The sequence below is a fragment of the Stenotrophomonas beteli genome (assembly GCF_001431665.1).
GTDB lineage: Bacteria > Pseudomonadota > Gammaproteobacteria > Xanthomonadales > Xanthomonadaceae > Stenotrophomonas > Stenotrophomonas beteli.
Genome location: NZ_LLXV01000027.1, coordinates 95,678 through 113,010 on the forward strand (window position 1 = coordinate 95,678; position 17,333 = coordinate 113,010).

Annotated in this window: 13 protein-coding genes; 10 read left to right on the plus strand and 3 right to left on the minus strand. The window is 67.5% G+C overall.

Going from position 1 to position 17,333, the window contains the following annotated elements; all coding sequences use genetic code 11:
- Positions 1–79: 79 nt before the first annotated feature.
- Together ARC23_RS07105 and ARC23_RS07110 are read right to left on the minus strand one after the other, a co-directional pair.
- Positions 80–2,743: a TonB-dependent receptor gene (locus ARC23_RS07105; protein WP_057496598.1), complete on the minus strand. Its 2,664-nt coding sequence runs from the start codon at positions 2,741–2,743 to the stop codon at positions 80–82.
- Positions 2,744–2,886: 143 nt separating this feature from the next.
- Positions 2,887–3,903 carry a glucokinase family protein gene (locus ARC23_RS07110; RefSeq protein WP_057496599.1) on the minus strand — a complete coding sequence of 339 codons (1,017 nt, stop codon included), beginning with the start codon at positions 3,901–3,903 and terminating at the stop codon, positions 2,887–2,889.
- Positions 3,904–4,278: 375 nt separating this feature from the next.
- Between ARC23_RS07110 and ARC23_RS07115 the strand changes: the two genes are divergently transcribed.
- From ARC23_RS07115 to ARC23_RS07140, 6 genes are all read left to right on the plus strand, one after another.
- Entirely contained in the window at positions 4,279–5,568 is a 1,290-nt protein-coding gene (locus ARC23_RS07115; RefSeq protein WP_057496600.1) for a sugar MFS transporter, read from the plus strand.
- A 39-nt stretch (positions 5,569–5,607) separates the two neighbouring features.
- Positions 5,608–6,675, plus strand: coding sequence for a LacI family DNA-binding transcriptional regulator (locus tag ARC23_RS07120; RefSeq protein WP_057496601.1), 1,068 nt, complete (start codon positions 5,608–5,610; stop codon positions 6,673–6,675).
- 7 nt (positions 6,676–6,682) lie between these two features.
- A complete protein-coding gene (locus ARC23_RS07125; protein ID WP_057496602.1) occupies positions 6,683–7,711 on the plus strand; it encodes an SIS domain-containing protein in 1,029 nt (342 codons plus the stop codon).
- Positions 7,711–8,859, plus strand: coding sequence for an N-acetylglucosamine-6-phosphate deacetylase (gene nagA / locus ARC23_RS07130; RefSeq protein WP_057496603.1), 1,149 nt, complete (start codon positions 7,711–7,713; stop codon positions 8,857–8,859). The genes ARC23_RS07125 and nagA overlap by 1 nt, the downstream gene beginning before the upstream one ends.
- Positions 8,859–9,926, plus strand: a complete 1,068-nt coding sequence (locus tag ARC23_RS07135) for an acyltransferase family protein (protein ID WP_057496604.1) — start codon at positions 8,859–8,861, stop codon at positions 9,924–9,926. Before nagA ends, ARC23_RS07135 begins: the two co-directional genes overlap by 1 nt.
- 249 nt (positions 9,927–10,175) lie before the next feature.
- Positions 10,176–13,202 (plus strand): autotransporter family protein, encoded by a 3,027-nt coding sequence (locus tag ARC23_RS07140; protein ID WP_057496605.1) that lies wholly within the window; start codon positions 10,176–10,178, stop codon positions 13,200–13,202.
- Between the two features lie 15 nt (positions 13,203–13,217).
- On the opposite strand, the gene ARC23_RS21185 is transcribed toward ARC23_RS07140, so the two are convergent.
- A complete protein-coding gene (locus ARC23_RS21185) occupies positions 13,218–13,421 on the minus strand; it encodes a hypothetical protein (protein WP_238985206.1) in 204 nt (67 codons plus the stop codon).
- A gap of 609 nt (positions 13,422–14,030) precedes the next feature.
- On the opposite strand from ARC23_RS21185, the gene ARC23_RS07150 reads away from it, so the two are divergent.
- The 4 genes from ARC23_RS07150 to ARC23_RS07165 all read left to right on the plus strand — a co-directional run.
- Positions 14,031–15,071, plus strand: coding sequence for a S41 family peptidase (locus tag ARC23_RS07150; RefSeq protein ID WP_057496607.1), 1,041 nt, complete (start codon positions 14,031–14,033; stop codon positions 15,069–15,071).
- A complete protein-coding gene (locus tag ARC23_RS07155; RefSeq protein ID WP_057496608.1) occupies positions 15,071–15,406 on the plus strand; it encodes a hypothetical protein in 336 nt (111 codons plus the stop codon). Before ARC23_RS07150 ends, ARC23_RS07155 begins: the two co-directional genes overlap by 1 nt.
- 49 nt (positions 15,407–15,455) lie before the next feature.
- Positions 15,456–15,890 (plus strand): SseB family protein, encoded by a 435-nt coding sequence (locus tag ARC23_RS07160; RefSeq protein WP_057496609.1) that lies wholly within the window; start codon positions 15,456–15,458, stop codon positions 15,888–15,890.
- Positions 15,891–16,148: 258 nt separating this feature from the next.
- Positions 16,149–17,333, plus strand: a 1,185-nt coding sequence (locus ARC23_RS07165; protein ID WP_152985220.1) for a type VI secretion system Vgr family protein, incomplete at its 3' end; no start/stop codon positions are given.

Below are 17,333 nucleotides of genomic sequence, written 5' to 3' on the forward strand. Positions count from 1 at the left end.
CTATACATGAAAAACGCCGGGCCCGGAATGACCCAGGCCCGGCGTGCGTGCACGACTCGGCGATGTTGCCGCCGCTGGATCAGTACTTGAAGCGGAAGTTGAGGTAGTACTGGCGGCCGTTGCTGTAGAACGAGGTCGGGATGGCCGCGGTCTGGTAGTACTTGTAGGTCGGGTTGTTGAGGTTCAGGCCGTCCAGGGTGATGCTCAGCCAGTCGGTGGCCTTGTAGCTCAGCGAGGCCGACAGCGTGCCGAAATCATCCTGGTAGTACGGGTTGGTACCGGACAGGCTGATCAGGAACGAGGAACGGCGGGTGTAGCTGACGCGGGCACCGAAGCGTTCGTTCTCGAAGTAGGCACCCACGTTGTAGGTGTTCTTCGAAGTACCCAGCAGGTTGTGCGAACCATCCGACCAGGTGTGCGCGGTGGTGCCGTTGGCGTAGGTGTAGTTGGCGTTGACGCCGAAGTACTCGCCGATCGGCTGCTCGTAGGCCACTTCCACGCCGGTCACCTTGCCGTCGGCGTTGATCGGGGTGGAGATCTGGTAGGTCTCGAGCTGGTTGGTCAGTTCGCTGTACAGCTGGCGCGAGACCACGTCGAAGGCGATGTAGTCCTTCAGCTTCATGTGGTACGCGCCTACCGAGAGCAGGCCGCGCGGCATGAAGTACCACTCCAGGTTGGCATCCAGGTTGCTGGACAGGGTCGGCTTCAGGTTCGGGTTGCCGCCGCCACCGGTCTTGTTCAGATCCGAACCGTAGGAGGAGGCGCCCAGTGCCGAGTAGTCCGGCAGGGTCTGGGTCTGCGAAGCGGCCACGCGCAGGACGAGGTTGTCGTCCAGGTCGAACTTGATGTTGGCGCTGGGCAGCACGCGGTTGCGCTTGTTCTGGAAGGCCATGCGTTCCCACATGCCGAACAGGCTGCTGACATCGGCATCGGCGGCCTTGCTGACGGCGTTGTAGGTGTCGATGTCCTGCTTGATGTTGACGTAGCGCAGGCCGACGTTGCCGCTCCACCAGTCACCACGGAAGTTGGCCTGCACGTAGCCAGCGAAGTTCTTTTCCTTCACCTTCCACTCGGCACCGTAGTTGTGGCGACCGGTCGGGCCATCATTGCCGGCCAGCCAGGTGGAGTTGTTGGTCACTGCGTCCTTCAGCGCACCCGGGGTGAAATACCAGATGTTGCGCGGGAAGGTGCCGCCGATATCACCGGCGAAGCCGCTGGGATAGTTGGAGGTGGCGCCGTTCTTCAACGCGCTCCAGATGTCGCCCGGCGTTGCGCCTTCCGGCGACAGTGCTTCACGCTTGTGGTCGGCGAAACGCAGGCCGAAATCGATCGAGTTCAGCACGCCACCGTCGTTGAAGTACTGGTTGAAGTCGAGCGTTGCCCACTTCTCCTTGTCCTCGGCGGTGACCTGCTGGTTGCCCCAGGTGCCGAAGCTGGTCACGCCGTTGGGCGAGAGGTCGCCGCCCAGGTTCCAGTCGATCGGCGAGCCGTTGCCGTGCGTGGCCCAGCTGGCGCCACCGCCATTGGCCAGGGTGACTTCGGCGATGTACTGGCGCGGCGTCTCGCCGGTGCCCTTGGTGCTGCCGGCCTGGAACTTTGCAGTCAGGCTGTCGCTGATCTGCCAGTCGGCATCGAAGGTGACGTAGCTCGACTTGGCCGTCGACTCGCGGTAGATCATGTCGTACACCGCGTAGTCGGTGCCCGGCACGCCCGCGTAGGTGGCGTTGGTCAGCACGCCGTCCTTGACCACATACCCCGGATTCGGCGCCTGCGACTTGGCGAAGCTGTTGCCGAACAGCATGAAGTTGCGGTTGTAGTTGTTGGCGTCCAGCTTGGAACTGAAACCGTTCAGGCCCAGGGTAAGGGTGTCGGTCGGCTTGAACTGCAGCGAGACCAGGCCGCCCTTGCGCTCACGGGTCTGTTCGAACAGGGTCGAACCCAGCAGGCCCGGTACGTTGACGCCGATCAGGTCAGGGTTGGTCTGGGCCACCGGATCGGTTGCGGCGATCTTGAAGAAGCCGCCCGGGATTTCCTGTGCTTCACGGCGCAGCTCGCGCTTCTGGCTGAAGCCCTGCACCATCACGCCGAAGGTACCTTCGTCGTTCTTGTAGTTGAACAGCGCCGAGTACTGCGGGTCGTTCGACTTGGCCTGGTCCGAGCGCACCATGCCGATCGAGCCTTCGGCAGTGAACTGCTTGGAGAATTCCAGCGGCTTGCGGGTGATGATGTTGACGGTACCGGTGGTGCCGCCGTCCTGCAGCTTGGCCTGCGAGGACTTGTTCACTTCCACCGAGCTGACCAGTTCCGAGGGCAGCAGCGAGTAGCTGACGCTGCGGCCGACATTGTTGCCCTGGCTGAGCACGAACCAGTCGGCCGAGCCGACGGTGTGGCCGTTGATCAGGGTCTGGGTCAGGCTCGGGCTGGTGCCGCGCAGGCTGACACGGTCGGCTTCATCGAAGCCGCCTTCGTCGGCGCTGGACGAGCTGATGTTGACGCCCGGCAGGCGCTGCAGGGTGTCGGCCACGTTGTGCGCCGGCAGCTTGCCGACGTCTTCGGCGGTGACCACTTCCACGCGCGCATTGGCTTCGCGCTTGGTGTCCAGCGACTTTTCCATCGAACCACGGATGCCCGTGACCGTCACGGTGTCCAGATCGGTGGCGGTCGGGGCGGCCTGCTGCGCATGCGCACTGAAGGCGATGCAGCTGACGATGGCGGCCGAAAGCAGGGTCTTGCGGGTGTTCATGATGTCTCTCCTCATCACTCGATTGGATGCCGGCGGCGGTGTTCGATTACGGTTGCGATGACATGCGCGGGGCGGCGGCGAGGTCCCGTGCGTTGGCGTGCCACGTACTGCGTGCTGCGATTGCGTTGAAGCTGGTTGCGGTGTCAGGCGGCCGACTGCTGCAGGTACCAGCTGGCCGCGCCGACCACGCCCAGTTGGCCGTGCTCGACCACCTTCACCGGGATGCGTGCCAGTGCTTCGCCCATCGGCCCCTTCTGCAGGTAGCGTTCGACGAAGGTGCTGGCATGCAGGTATTCGCGGATCTGCGGCAGGATGCCGCCGGCCAGGTAGACGCCCCCATGCGCGCCGTAGAACAGCGCCATGTCACCGATGGTGCTGCCGAGCAGGCCGCAGAACACATCCAGCGCCTGGCGCGCATGCGTATCGCTGTCGGCCATCGCGGCGGCGGTCACCGCATCCGGGCTGGCCAGCGTCGGTGCCTGCCCCTGCAGCGCACAGACCGCGCGGTACAGGTTCATCAGGCCCGGGCCGGACAGGGCGTGCTCGATCGACACGTGCGCGCGGTCGCGCTGCATGTGGCGGACGATGGCCATTTCCAGTTCGGTGCTGGCCGCCAGGGTCGGCTGGCCGGCTTCGGTGGCCAGCACCACCGGGCCGTGCGCGGTGGGGATCCACAGTGCGGCGCCGAGGCCGGTGCCCGGGCCCACCACCAGGGTCGGGCCGCGTGCAGCGGTCTCCGGTCCGCACAGGTGCAGCACGCCGCTGGCGTCCACCTGCGCGGCGGCGTAGGCCACCGCTTCGAAGTCGTTGACGATGTAGACCCGCTGCAGGCCGACATCGGCCTCCACCTGGCGCGCCGACAGCGGCCACGGCAGGTTGGCGGTGATCACCGTGCCATCCTCGCGGGCGTAGCCGGCGCTGGCCACCACGCAGTGCGTGGGCCGCGGGCCATTGCCGAGGAAGTCGGACAGGATCGCGCTCAACCCGGCGTGGTCGGCATTGCGGTACTTGCGGTACTCCAGCACCTGCACCGGATGGGCATCATCGCCGCTGGCCTGGACCCGGGCCACGCGCACATGGGTGCCGCCAACGTCGGCAGCCAGGAACGAGGGCGCGACGCGGGACAGGACATGGGCCGGGGCGGGGTGGCTGGCGATCACGCGGGCTCCTGCTGCAGGTGGGGCCGGACCCGGGAAAGGGGGCGGCGATTGGGCGGAGTCTGTAACTCCGCTGACAACGATGTCAACGAGTTCGTGACACTTTCGTTGCTGCGCCGCAACGAATGCGACATGCAGTAAACGTTTACACGGCGTGAGGATGCGTTTCACGTGGGAACCTTTGCTGCACGGGGCTCAAGGGCTCAAGCGCATTCAGCAGAACGCGCTGTGATCAGGTTGCGCAGTGCAGCACGAGGTTCACAGTGCCGCGCGTGGAAGTTGACAAACCGCGGCTGTCCATCGAAAGAATGTGACAACGTTGTTCCCAGCCACTCTCCGACGCCGCGTTCTGCGGCCGTCGCCGCAGGAGCCCTCCTGATGTCCGCCGTCCCCGCTGCAAGCGCGCGCCCGAACGTGGCCACCTCCATCGCCATCGTCGGCGTGCTGTTCTTCCTGATCGGCTTCTTCACCTGGCTCAATGGCCCGTTGATCACCTTCGTCAAGCTGGCCTTCGAGCTCAGCGAGGTCGGCGCCTTCCTGGTGCTGATGGTGTTCTACCTGTCCTACTTCTTCCTGGCGCTGCCGGCGTCGTGGATCCTGCGCCGCACCGGCATGAAGAAGGGCCTGAGCCTGAGCCTGCTGGTGATGGCCGGAGGTGCCGCGCTGTTCGGCGAATTCGCCACCCAGCGCTGGTACCCGGGCGCGCTCGGCGGCCTGTTCGTGATCGGCAGCGGCCTGGCCCTGCTGCAGACCGCGATCAACCCCTACATTTCCATCCTCGGCCCGATCGAGACCGCAGCGCGCCGCATCGCGCTGATGGGCATCTGCAACAAGATCGCCGGCATGCTCGCCCCGGTGCTGATCGGCACGCTGGTGCTGCATGGCATCGGCGATCTGGACAAGCAGGTGCAGGCCGCCGACGCGGTCACCAAGGTCGCCCTGCTCAACGATTTCGCCGCCAAGATCCACGCACCGTACCTGGCCATGGCGGGCCTGCTGGTGCTGCTGGCGGTGGCCGTGCTGTTCTCGCCGCTGCCGGAAATCAAGTCGTCCGAAGCCAATGCGACGCCGGTTGCGGCCGGTGCCGCCGAACGGCGCAGCATCTTCCAGTTCCCGCACCTGTGGCTGGGCGTGTTGTGCCTGTTCGTCTACGTCGGCGTGGAGGTCATGGCCGGTGATGCGATCGGGACTTACGGCCATGGTTTCGACCTGCCGCTGGACCAGACCAAGATGTTCACCTCGCTCACCCTCGGCGCGATGCTGGTCGGCTATGTGGTCGGCCTGCTGCTGATCCCCAAGGTGGTGTCGCAGTCGCGCTACCTGACCATCTCGGCGGTGCTGGGCGTGGTGTTCTGCCTGGGCGCCTGGGCCACCCACGGCTACGTATCGGTGGCCTTCGTGGCCCTGCTGGGTTTCGCCAACGCCATGATGTGGCCGGCGATCTTCCCGCTGGCGATCCGCGGCCTGGGCCGCTTCACCGAGACCGGCTCGGCGCTGCTGGTGATGGGCATCGCCGGCGGCGCGATCATCCCGCAGCTGTTCGCCGTGCTCAAGCAGCACATCGACTTCCAGCTGGTATTCGTGCTGCTGATGGTGCCCTGCTACCTGTACATCCTGTTCTACTCGGTGATCGGCCATCGTGCCGGCCTGCCGCAGGACAAGGCCTGATCGGCGATGATGGACGGCAGCCAACCCCAGGGAAAACCCATGCGCAGAGCGACCATCAAGGACGTTGCGGAGAAGGCCAAGGTCTCGCTGAAGACGGTCTCGCGGGTGATCAACAACGAGCCCTCGGTGATGCAGGCCACCCGTGCGCGGGTGCTGCGTGCCATCGCCGAGCTCGATTACGAACCCGATCCGTCCGCGCGCAACCTGCGCAGCGGCACCACCTTCGTGATCGGGCTGGTCTACGACAACCCCAACCCGTACCACATCATCGGCGTGCAGAACGGCGTGCTGGCCGCCTGCCGCGAAACCGGCTTCGGCCTGCAGATCCATCCCTGTGATTCCAGCTCGCCACTGCTGGCCGATGAACTGGCCGACTGGGTACAGCGTTCGCGCCTGGCCGGGCTGGTCCTGACCGCGCCGATGTCCGAGCGACGCGACCTGATCCAGGCGCTGACCGCGCGCGGCATCAAGCTGGTGCGCATCATCGCCGCCACTGAAGACCCGGCCGATGGTGCCTGCGTGTTCGTCGACGACCGCGAGGCCGCCTACGAGATCACCGAGCACCTGATCCAGCTGGGCCACCAGCGCATCGGCTTCCTCTGGGGCGGCACGTCGCACCGCTCCTCGGGCGAACGCTATGCCGGCTACGAAGCCGCACTGAAGGACTACGGCATGACCGTGGACAAGCACCTGGTAGTGCAGGGCGACTACACCTTCGACGATGGTTTCCGCGGCGCGCGCCGCCTGCTGGCGCTGCGCGAGCCGCCCACCGCCATCTTCGGCTCCAACGATGAAATCGCGGCCGGCGTACTGGCCGCCGCCAAGTCGGCCGGCATGAACGTGCCCTACGACCTGTCCATCGCCGGCTTCGAGGACAGCCCGTTCTCACGCCAGTCGTGGCCGCCGCTGACCACCGCCAAGCAGGCCACCGAGGACATTGCGCGGCATGCCGCGCGCCTGCTGATCGCGCAGCTGCGCAGCGACGCCTACGACGACGCGCCGGCGCCGCTGCATAACCAGGGCTTCGTGCCGCAGCTGGTGGTGCGCGGTTCGACCGCGCCGATGCGCCCGGCCGGCGTACGCCCCCTCCCTTCCGATCCTGCCTGAGCCTGCCATGTCGCTGTCAGACCCCACCGCCACCCTGATGTTCGCCGAGGCCGCTGAAGCGGCCGATGTGGTTGCCCGCCAGTTCTCGCGCAACCACGCCACCCTGGAAACCCTGGCCGCCAGCCTGCGCGCGGCACCGCCGCCGTTCGTGGTGACCTGCGCGCGCGGCAGTTCCGACCACGCCGCCACCTATGGCAAGTACCTGCTGGAAACCCAGCTGGGCCTGGTGGTCGCCTCCGCGTCGCCGTCAGTGGGGTCGGTCTATGCCGCACCGCTGCAGCTGCGCGGTGCGCTGTTCATCGTCATCTCGCAGTCGGGCAAGAGCCCGGATCTGCTGCGCAATGCCGAGGCCGCCAAGGCTGCAGGCGCGCGCGTGGTTGCACTGGTCAACGTCGAGGATTCGCCGCTGGCGCAGCTGGCCGACACGGTCATCCCGCTGCACGCCGGTGCCGAAAAAAGCGTGGCCGCCACCAAGAGCTACCTGGCGTCGCTGGCCGCGCTGCTGCAGCTGGCCGCTTACTGGAAGCAGGACAGCAGCCTGCGCAATGCGCTGGACCTGCTGCCCGATGCCATGCGCGAAGCGTGGCAGTGCGACTGGAGCGCAGTGACCGAAGGCCTGGTCGAGGCCACCAACCTGTTCGTGCTGGGCCGTGGCCTGGGCCTGGGCGCGGCGCAGGAAGCGGCGCTGAAGTTCAAGGAGACCTGCAGCCTGCATGCCGAAGCCTACAGCTCGGCCGAAGTGAAGCATGGCCCGATGGCGCTGGTTGATCGCGGCTTCCCGGTCCTGGCCTTCGCCCAGCCGGATGAAACCGGCGCCGGCACCCGTGCAGTGGTCGATGAGTTCACCGCGCGTGGCGCGCGGGTGTGGCTGGCCGGTGCCGGTGGCAACCTGCCGGTGGCGGCCGCCCCGCATCCGCTGTGCGCACCGTTGCTGACCGTGCAGAGCTTCTACCGCGCGATCAACGCGCTGGCCCTGCGCCGAGGCTTCAATCCGGATCTGCCGCCGCACCTGAACAAGGTGACGGAGACCGTGTGATGGCAACCGTGCTGCGCAATGCCCGCATCCTGGTCGGGGATGACTTCCGCGATGACCTGGCGCTGCTGATCGAGGACGGGAAGATCACCGCGCTGCTGCCCGACGCCGCGCCGCAGCTCGGCCAGGCCGACGCGCAGGTGGACCTGGGCGGCGGCTGGCTGCTGCCCGGCTTCATCGACGTGCAGGTCAACGGCGGTGGTGGTGCGCTGTTCAACAACACGCCGGACGTGGCAGCACTGCGCACCATCGCGCAGGCACACCGCCGCTTCGGAACCACCGCGATGCTGCCGACGCTGATCAGCGATGATGTGGGCGTGATGCGCGAGGCGATCGGTGCGTTGCGCGAAGCGATCGCGCAGGGCGTGCCGGGCGTGATCGGCATCCACCTGGAAGGCCCGTACATCGCGCCGGCGCGCAAGGGCACGCACGATGCCAGCAAGTTCCGCGTGCCCGATGAAGAGGAAATCGCGCTGGCGGCATCGCTGGACAACGGCGTGACGCTGCTGACGCTGGCCCCGGAACGGGTGCCTCTGGAGAGCATCCGTGCGCTTGTCGAGCGAGGGGTGATCGTCGCTGCCGGCCACACCGCCGGGACCTACGAAGAGATCCGCGCCGGGCTGGATGCCGGTGTGCGCGGTTTCACCCACCTGTACAACGCGATGTCGCCGCTGCAGGGCCGCGAGCCAGGCGCGGTGGGCGCCGCGCTGGAAGACCGCGACAGCTGGATCGGCATCATCGTCGACGGCGTGCATGTGCATCCGGCCAGCCTGCGCGTGGCGCTGGCGGCCAAGCCGCGCGGTCGCCTGCTGCTGGTGACCGATGCGATGCCGCCGGTCGGGGCCGACGATCCCAGCTATGTGCTGTACGGCGAAACCATCACCGCCATCGATGGCGTGGTGCGCAATGCCGCCGGTTCGCTGGCAGGCTCGGCGCTGGACATGGCCACCGCAGTGCGCAACACCGTGCAGCTGCTCGGCCAACCGCTGGCCGAAGCGGCGCGCATGGCCTCGACCTATCCGGCGCAGTTCCTCAATGTCGATGACCGCCTGGGCCACATCGCCGAGGGCTACCAGGCCGACCTGGTGCTGCTGGACGATGCGCTGCAGGTGCGTGGCACCTGGATTGCCGGGCAGTACGAGGCCGCCTGATGAACGCTACGCCGCCACGCCGGCTGGGCTCGATCGATGCCCTGCGCGGCATCACCGTGGCGGCGATGCTGCTGGTCAATAATCCTGGTGACTGGAGTGCGGTGTTCGCACCGCTGCGTCACTCGGAATGGCATGGCTGCACGCCCACCGATCTGGTGTTCCCGTTCTTCCTGTTCCTGGTCGGCGTATCGATGGCCTTCAGCGTGGCACCGCGCGCGCTGGACGCCGCTGCACGCCCAGCATTGGTGCGCGGCGTGCTGGTGCGCGCGCTGCGCATCCTGGTGGCCGGCGCGCTGCTGCATCTGCTGATCTGGTGGGCGCTGGATACCCACCACTTCCGCATCTGGGGCGTGCTGCAACGGATCGCGGTGTGTGCCGCCTTGGCAGGTGTTCTGGCGGTGTATGCGCGGCCGCGCGTGCAGGCTGGGGTGCTGGTCGTGCTGCTGGTGGGCTACACCGTGCTGCTGCTGGGCCTCGGTGATCTGGCGCCATGGACCAACCCGGCCAGCCGCCTGGATACCGCGCTGTTCGCCCCGTGGATCTACCAATGGCACGCCGATACCGGCCTGGGCCACGACCCGGAGGGCCTGCTGAGCACGCTGGGTGCGCTGGCCAGCACGGTGCTGGGCCTGCTGGCCGGTGGCTTGTTGCGCGATGGGCGCGCTGCCGCGCTGGCCGGGTTGGGTGTGGCGACCGCCGTGCTGGGCCTGTTGCTGGCCGTGGTGCTGCCGTTGAACAAGCAGCTGTGGACGCCCAGCTACGTACTGTGGACGGGCGGTCTCGCGGCGCTGGCGCTGTGGCTGGGCCACCTGCTGATCGACCAGAAGGGCTGGCCGCCGCTGGGCCGGCGATTTGGGGTCAACGCGATCACCGCCTACCTGGGCGCATCGGTGATGTCGGTGGTGCTGCTGGCCACTGGCGCCTGGGGCTGGGCCTGGCAGCAGTTGGCGACTGCCCTGCCGCAGGCATTGGAACTGGCATCGATGCTGCAGGCGCTGGCGTTCGTCACGCTGTGGTGGGGCGTAGCCTGGTGGCTGGACCGGCGGAAGATCTACCTGAAGATCTGATGGCTCTGACCCTACACCGGAGGGCGTCTCAACCGCGCATGGCGTGGGTGCTTTTGCGCGCGGTTCCCCGATGCCTTGAAAAATGAACGATTTCAGCCACATCACATTGGCGTGAGAGTTCGGCGATTTCACATCTGAAGTGTGATTTTCCGCACGCAAGTTCACCTATCGAAACGGTTCATATCACGGCAGACTGCACCTGCAGCAGTGTGCATTTGCAGTTCCTGATCCCCTTTCCAGGAGTGCTGTATGTCCCGTGCCGTCCCGCGCGCAGTGCGTATGCGCCGCCTCACTGTTTCCGTACTGCAGGCCCTGGCTGTACCGTCCGTCATGCTGTTGACCGCCAGCGCCGCCTGGGCCGGCTGTGACATCGCCGCCCCCGTCGCCGGCCAGACCGTCACCTGCGACGCCAACGCGCCGAACCCGCAGACGGTTCCCATCACCGCCAATGGCGCGGCCGGCATCACGGTCAACGTCGCCAGCGGCGCACAGCTGCAACAGAGCAGCGGCGCAAGCGCCATTTCGCTGGTCGGCGCAGGCGGACACCTGTTGTCCAACCTGGGAACGATCAGCGCCGTCGGAGGCGTGGCCGTGCAGCTTGGTGGCGGCAGCCGTGTCGACAACACCGGCAGCATCAGCACCGGCAACACCACAGCCCTGCAGTTCGTCGGTGCCGGTGACAGCGTGCTGGTCAACCGCGGCACGATCAGTGGGCGTACCGGCGTGCAGTTCGGTGCCGGCAATGATCGCCTGGAAATGCGGGCCGGCAGCATCACCGGCGGCGTGCTGCAGGGCGATGGCAACGATGTGCTGCTGCTGGTCGATGGCACCATCGACAGCATCGACCAGGGCACGGGCGATGACCAGATGACGGTCAGCGGCGGCACTGTCACCGGCGTGGTGGCGCAGGGCAGCGGCCGCGATGATTTCGTCATGACCGGCGGCACTCTCGGCGCGCTGCAGCAGGGCGACAACATCGATACGTTCCGCATGAGTGGCGGCCGCATCGTCGGCGCGTTCGAGGATGGCGACCAGGCCTGGATGACCGGCGGCCGCATCGGCCGGGTCAACATGAAGCTGGACAAGAACCTGTGGGACCAGTCGGGTGGCACGGTGGACGGCAACGTGGTGACCGGCTTCGACACCGACACCATCATCATTTCCGGCACCGCCTACATCGGCGGCAACATCAGCGTCAGCGGCGGCGCCGACAGCGTGACCATCACCGACGGCACCGTGCGTGGGCAGGTGCTGCTCAGCACCGGCAATGACACCTTCAACTGGAGCGGCGGTGGCATCGTCTACGGCGCGATCGACATGGGGCCGGACAACGACGTGGCCAACCTCAGCAACCTCAACCAGGGCAACCTGGGTGCGGTGCCGCTGTTCGACGGCGGCAGTGGCATCGACCAGCTCAACTTCAACAACGTCAAGACCAACGGCGTGGGCCGCTTCCAGAACTGGGAGGCGATCAGCCTGGCCAACAGCACCGAGCTGACCTTTGATGGCGACCTGGTGCTGGGCGACAGCGGAACCGGCACCGGCACGCTGACGGTGGATGACACCAGCACCGTCTACGCGGGCAGTGGCGGCCATGCCGTCCGTCCGTTCAACAGTGGTGCACTGGTGGAGATGGTCAACGCCGGGCGCATCGACCTGACCGGTACTGGCGCTGGTGACGTGTTCACCGTGCGTGGCAACTACCGCGGTGACGGTGGTGGCCTGTACCTGCGCACCGTTCTGGGGGCGGATAATTCAACCAGCGACCGCTTGGTGATCGATGGCGGTACCGCCACCGGTACCACCGGCATCGGCGTGCTCAATGCCGGCGGCAGCGGGGCTGCCACGCTGGCCGATGGCATCCTGGTGGTGCAGGCCTTGAATGGTGGCCGCACCGCGCCGGGCGCGTTCTCGCTGTTCGCACCGGTCGCGGCCGGTGCCTACGAGTACTTCCTGTTCAAGGGCGGTGTCAGTGCCGGCACCAGCGAGAACTGGTACCTGCGCTCGACGCTGGTGACCGGGCCGACGCCGGCGCCCAACGGCGGTGGCAGCGCCACCCCGCCGCCGCTGACACCGCCGGTGGCACCGCCGCCACCGATCACCCCGGCACCGCCGCCGCCGCCGGAAGGCGCCACGGATCCGGACCTGACCGCCGGCGAGACCGCGCCGCCGCCGCCGCCGCCGGAACCGGCGCCGGTGGCGCCGCCCAGCGACCCGGCGGTGCCGGACGTGCCCGTGGCCGGTGGCGCCTTGCCCGGTACCGGCACTCCGCCAACGCCGGGTGCACGCCCGGCCGAAGGCGCGGTGGTGCCGCTGTACCGCGTGGAGACCGCCGCCTATGCGGTGGTACCGCCACTGCTGCGCGAGACCTCGCTGGCCAGTCTCGGCACGTTCCACGAGCGGCAGGGCGAGCAGCGCCTGCTGTACAACCAGGGCGCATTCCGCACCGCCTGGGGCAGGTTGGTGGGGCAGAGCAGCGAGATCCACTGGAAGGGCGATGCACAGCCCGGCTTTGATGGCGATGTGATGGGCCTGCAGGCCGGTCTCGATGTGTGGGCCTCGGTGTCTGACAACCACCGCAACCAGATCGGCGTGTTCGTCGGCCGCACCCGCGCGCAGGGCAAGACCACCGGCCTGGCACTGGGCTGGGAGAACGTGCAGGTGGGACAGAACCGCCTGGACGACAAGCACGTGGGCCTGTACTGGACGCTCACCGACAGCAGCGGTGGCTACCTCGACGCTGTAGCGATGCAGAGCCGCTACGACGGCCGCGTGCGTTCCTCGCGTGGGCTGGGCTTCGGCCTGAGCGGTGATGGTACCAGCGTGTCGGTGGAGGCCGGCAAACCGCTGCTGCGGTTTGGACAGTCCGCGTGGTGGCTGGAACCGCAGGTGCAGGTGATCTGGCAACGCACCGCGCTGGATGGACGCCGCGATGAGGTGTCGAGCGTGCGCTTCGACAACGACAACGCCTGGACCGGCCGCGTCGGCCTGCGCCTGGCCGGCGATTACCAGCTGGCCGACAACGGCTGGCAGCCGTACTTCAAGCTCAACTACTGGCATGGCCGTTCCGGCGAGGACCGCATCCGCTTCGACGACGACGTGATCGTCAATTCGCAGCGCTCACGCGCGCTGGAAGCCGGTGTGGGTGTGGTCGGTCGATTCAACCGCACCATCAGCGCCTACGCCGTGGCCGACTACACCCGCGAGCTGGGTGGCGACCGCAACGAGAAGCGCCGCATCATCGAGGGCAACATCGGACTGCGCGCGGACTGGTAGTGCGCCGTGCAGATGTCATGACCCGCTCTGGTAGGTGCCGACCTTGGTCGGCACTGATCCCACCGGCGCCATGACCTCCGCGCAGCCGAGCATGGGCTCGGCTCTAAACCGCACTGGCGTGCGCATCCGGTTCCACCAGCGCCCCGGCATGATCGGCAACACCACCACCGCATGCAGCAACCCTTCCTCCACCTTGCGGCGGACATTGCGCCTGTGCATCATCCATCTCGCGTGCGGACTGCGCCGCCAGCAACACACCGCCGCACGCAACCACCGCCGCCATACAGCGCGTCGCCTCGGCCAACTCCCGACCGCGTGCCTCGCTGGTCTGGCGTTCCGCCACGCCTGCCCATCGGCGGCGTGGCCCCGCGCAATGCCACGCAATCGCGCGAAGAACGCCGAGGGCGGCGCGTGTTCATGGCGGCAACCTCACAAGGCAAGGCCACCTGCGGGAAGCAGGGTGGCGGACGGTGCGGGTTGGCGTGCCGGTCAGAATCGAATCGAAAAAAGCCCACGGATCACGAGGATCCCCACGCACCGCCCGCCATGGGCGAGCCGGCGCATTGTCGCGATTGCCGTTGAGGCGGCAACTTGATCGATTCGATGTTTGATTCAGGACGCCAATCCCGGCCGGCACAAGCGGTGCCGACGGAGGCCGCCTTCCCCCGTTCTACGCCGCGATGACATGGGCAACGTTGCAAAGGGCTGATCGCATCGAGGTCGTCTTCCCTAAGCCCGCGGCGGAGCCAGATGCGACAGTTCACGCATGGCAAAGCGCACCGGCCGCGAGCTATGCTGCGGCCTGACTCAACGACAAGGAAACGTCGCATGCAGGTTCGCAAGGGAGTGCGTCGCATCGGCGCGCTGATGATCACGCTGCTGGCGGCCAACGCCCTGGCCGAGACCCCGAAGCCGGTCGAGCTGCCCTCGGCAGAGGCCCAGGCCGAGATCCTCAACCTGCTTGAACGGCAGGCACTGTATCGCGACCGGGTGGACTGGGCCGCCACCCGCGTACGCCTGCAATCGGCGCAGAGCGACCCCGCGCAACGGCTGGCCGTTCTGCGCGAAGCCATTTCGCTCAGCACGGGCAATCATGGCGTATGGACGACGACCCAGCGCCAGCGCGAATCCCTTGCGCGCGCGCAGCATGTCGGCGCCGCCGCCGTGGAAAGGGCCAAAGTCGCCGATGCGGTGGATGCGCGTATTGGCTGGGTGGTCATCGAGGGCTATGCCGCCACGCCTGGCGCAACGCCGCAGGAAAAATTCCGCCAGGACATCCAGCGTGCCGTGCGGTGGCAGCAGGTCATCCGCAGCAAGGATGACGGCACACGCTGTGGCTGGATCGTCGACCTGCGTGACAACGGCGGCGGCTCCATGTGGCCCATGCTGCTGGGCATGGCCCCGCTGCTGCGCACCTCGGTGGTGAACAACGAGGACGTTGGCTCGTTCGAAACCGCGCACGGGCCACAGCGCTGGACGTTAACCGCGACTGCCGTGCAGCTGGCGGGCAAGCCGTTGCTGGACTTCGGCCAGTCCGGCCATGTGCTGCGGCACCCCGGGGCACCGGTGGCGGTGCTGTTAGGGCCGCGCACCGGCAGTTCGGGCGAGGCCTCGGCGCTGGCATGGCGTGGCCGCGCGCAGGCGCGCAGCTTCGGCCAGCCGACGGCAGGGGTCTCGACCGGCAACGTTGTGCACACCCTGGCCGATGGCAGTCGCCTGCTGCTGACCACCAGCGTGATGCAGGACCGTGATGGCCGCGGCGACGGGCTGAAGATCGAACCTGATCAGCACACGGAAGGTGATGCGGCCACGCTGGCGGCGGCCCAACAGTGGCTGCTGGCCCAGCCGGCGTGCCAAGGCCGCCCATGATGCTGCTGATCGGCCAACAGGAACGGGTGCTGATCGTCGGTCCCACCGAAGCGCACCACTGCCTGCGCTGCCAGACGGAAACCGAGTTTGCCCCGCAGCTGCGCTACACGATGGCGTGCATTGACCTGCTGTTCGGCTTCACCTACCAGCGCCGCTACGAGCTGGCCTGCACCCGCTGCGAGCACGGCTGGGTGCTGGATACCGAGACCATGGACCAGCAGCTGGGCGGGGTGCCGATCCCGTGGCGGCACCGCTTCGGCCTGCCGTTGATGCTGGTGGTGGTGGCGGGGCTGGCCGCGCTGGGCTGGCTGTGGCGGCACGGATTCTTCGGTTGAGGACCGGGCCTGCTAAAGTCTGCCCTGCAACCACGTACCGGAACCGACCATGGACCACGACACCCCGTTCGAACCCCTCAACGACCTCGAGGTACGCCTGCTGCAGGCCCAGGACGGTACGCTGACCGCAGCGCAGTTCCTCGACGGCCTGCTGACCTCGACGGCGTTCGTGCTGCTGGACAAGGCCATCGGTGAAGACGGTGCGTGGGATGAGAGCATCTCGCCGCTGGTGCTGACCAGCGAGAGCGGCGAGCCGATGTTCGCGGTGTTCACCGCCCCCGAGCGCGCCGGCCTGTGGCACGAACAGTTGCCGCAGTTCGCCCACGCGATGCCGATCGCGGTGCATGCGCTGCTGGCCGGCATCGGCGACGGCGTCGGCCTGGTGCTGAACCCGGGCCTGGATGTGGGCATGGAAATGATTCCCGATGCGGTGACCCAGCTGAAGCAGCGGGCGGCGGCGATCACCCGCGGCATGGCGCACTGACCCAGGGAGTGGGGGTTGCCGGCCGGTGGCCGGCACTGCCGACCCGGTGACCCGCTGCCGTTTTCAGTCTGGCCTGTTGGCGGGTACCGCCATTCCATGCGGTGCCCTGCGCGCGTTTCGTATCTTTCTTAGCGCCCACAACACGCAGGTAGCGCCTGCGTTTCACGGTGGCCCCGTCTGCCGTGACGTCTTTGCCTCTTCATCGGCTTCCGTTACCGCAACACGCTCACGGCTCCTTGGACCTGCGTGCGTTGCCCCATGGATGGCTCTGTACCTGCTTCGCAGTGGATTGCCCTGCGCTCGGCGTTGGCGATGCCCAGCGATGCGCATCGCTTCCTGAAACTGCATACATCGTGCGGACCCGACGTGCTGGTCGCCGAAACCCTCGATGGCGTCGAGCAGATCGACGGCCTCGGCTTCCAGTGGACGATCACCGCCTTGTCGCTGGACGCCGGCCTGGCGCTGGCACCGCTGATCGGGCAGGGCGCGCTGTTGCAGCTGCAACAGGCCGATGGCAGCGTGCGCCCGCTGCATGGCCGCATCACGGCCGCCGAGCGGCTGGGCAGCAACGGCGGCCTGGCCCGCTACCGGCTGCGCCTGCAACCCTGGCTGGCGTTCCTCTCGCAGCGCGTGGACAGCTACGTTTTCCACGACAAGACCGTGGTCGAGATCGTCGAAGACCTGTTTGCCGACTACAGCGGGTTGGCACCGGCCTGGCGCTGGTCGCTGGGTGACGCCAGCCAGTACGCACGGCGCAGCCTGACCACGCAGTACCAGGAAAGCGACCTGGCCTTCGTCCAGCGGCTGCTGGCCGAAGAGGGCATCTATTACTGGTTCGAGCATGCCGGCGAGCCCGGCGGTGCGGACTTCGGCACGCACACCCTGGTGCTGGCCGACCACAGCCATGACACGGCCGAGTTGGGCAGCGTGCGCTTCCATCGCCGCGACGAGAGCGAGCGCAGCGACAGCGTGCAGCAGTGGTCCACCGCGTACCGCTGGCGACCGGGCAAGGTCGAGCGCGCCACCTGGGATTACCGCACCCTGGAGCGGCGCCAGGCCAGCGCCGAGGCCGCGCAGAACAACGACCTGGGCATCGTCGATCGCGACACCTGCGGCCCGTATGGCTGGCAGGACAACGCCCGCGGCCAGCGGCGCGCGCAGCAGCATCTGGATGCGCTGCGCGTGCGCGCGCGCACGATCGAAGGCGCTGGCCAATGGCGGGCGCTGGCGCCGGGCGCGCGCTTCAACCTGTCGCAGCATCCGCAGGTGGGCGAGGATGCGCAGTTCCTGTGCCTGTCGGTGCACCACCAGGCACGCAACAACCTCGATGCCGAGGTGTTCGACGCGCTGGAACAGACCCTGGGCCCCTCCAGCGTGGCCGCCCCTGCGCTGCCGGGCGCACTGTCCGGGCTGGCCTACGGAGATGTACCGGGTGAGGTCTCC

Coding starts and splice junctions, on each gene's coding strand:
- ARC23_RS07135 (WP_057496604.1), top strand. CDS start 8,859: ATGAACGCTACGCCGCCACGCCGGCTGGGCTCGATCGATGCCCTGCGC.
- ARC23_RS07125 (WP_057496602.1), top strand. CDS start 6,683: ATGTCGCTGTCAGACCCCACCGCCACCCTGATGTTCGCCGAGGCCGCT.
- ARC23_RS07155 (WP_057496608.1), top strand. CDS start 15,071: ATGCTGCTGATCGGCCAACAGGAACGGGTGCTGATCGTCGGTCCCACC.
- ARC23_RS07140 (WP_057496605.1), top strand. CDS start 10,176: ATGTCCCGTGCCGTCCCGCGCGCAGTGCGTATGCGCCGCCTCACTGTT.
- nagA (WP_057496603.1), top strand. CDS start 7,711: ATGGCAACCGTGCTGCGCAATGCCCGCATCCTGGTCGGGGATGACTTC.
- ARC23_RS07120 (WP_057496601.1), top strand. CDS start 5,608: ATGCGCAGAGCGACCATCAAGGACGTTGCGGAGAAGGCCAAGGTCTCG.
- ARC23_RS07160 (WP_057496609.1), top strand. CDS start 15,456: ATGGACCACGACACCCCGTTCGAACCCCTCAACGACCTCGAGGTACGC.
- ARC23_RS07150 (WP_057496607.1), top strand. CDS start 14,031: ATGCAGGTTCGCAAGGGAGTGCGTCGCATCGGCGCGCTGATGATCACG.
- ARC23_RS07105 (WP_057496598.1), bottom strand. CDS start 2,743: ATGAACACCCGCAAGACCCTGCTTTCGGCCGCCATCGTCAGCTGCATC.
- ARC23_RS07115 (WP_057496600.1), top strand. CDS start 4,279: ATGTCCGCCGTCCCCGCTGCAAGCGCGCGCCCGAACGTGGCCACCTCC.
- ARC23_RS21185 (WP_238985206.1), bottom strand. CDS start 13,421: ATGCACAGGCGCAATGTCCGCCGCAAGGTGGAGGAAGGGTTGCTGCAT.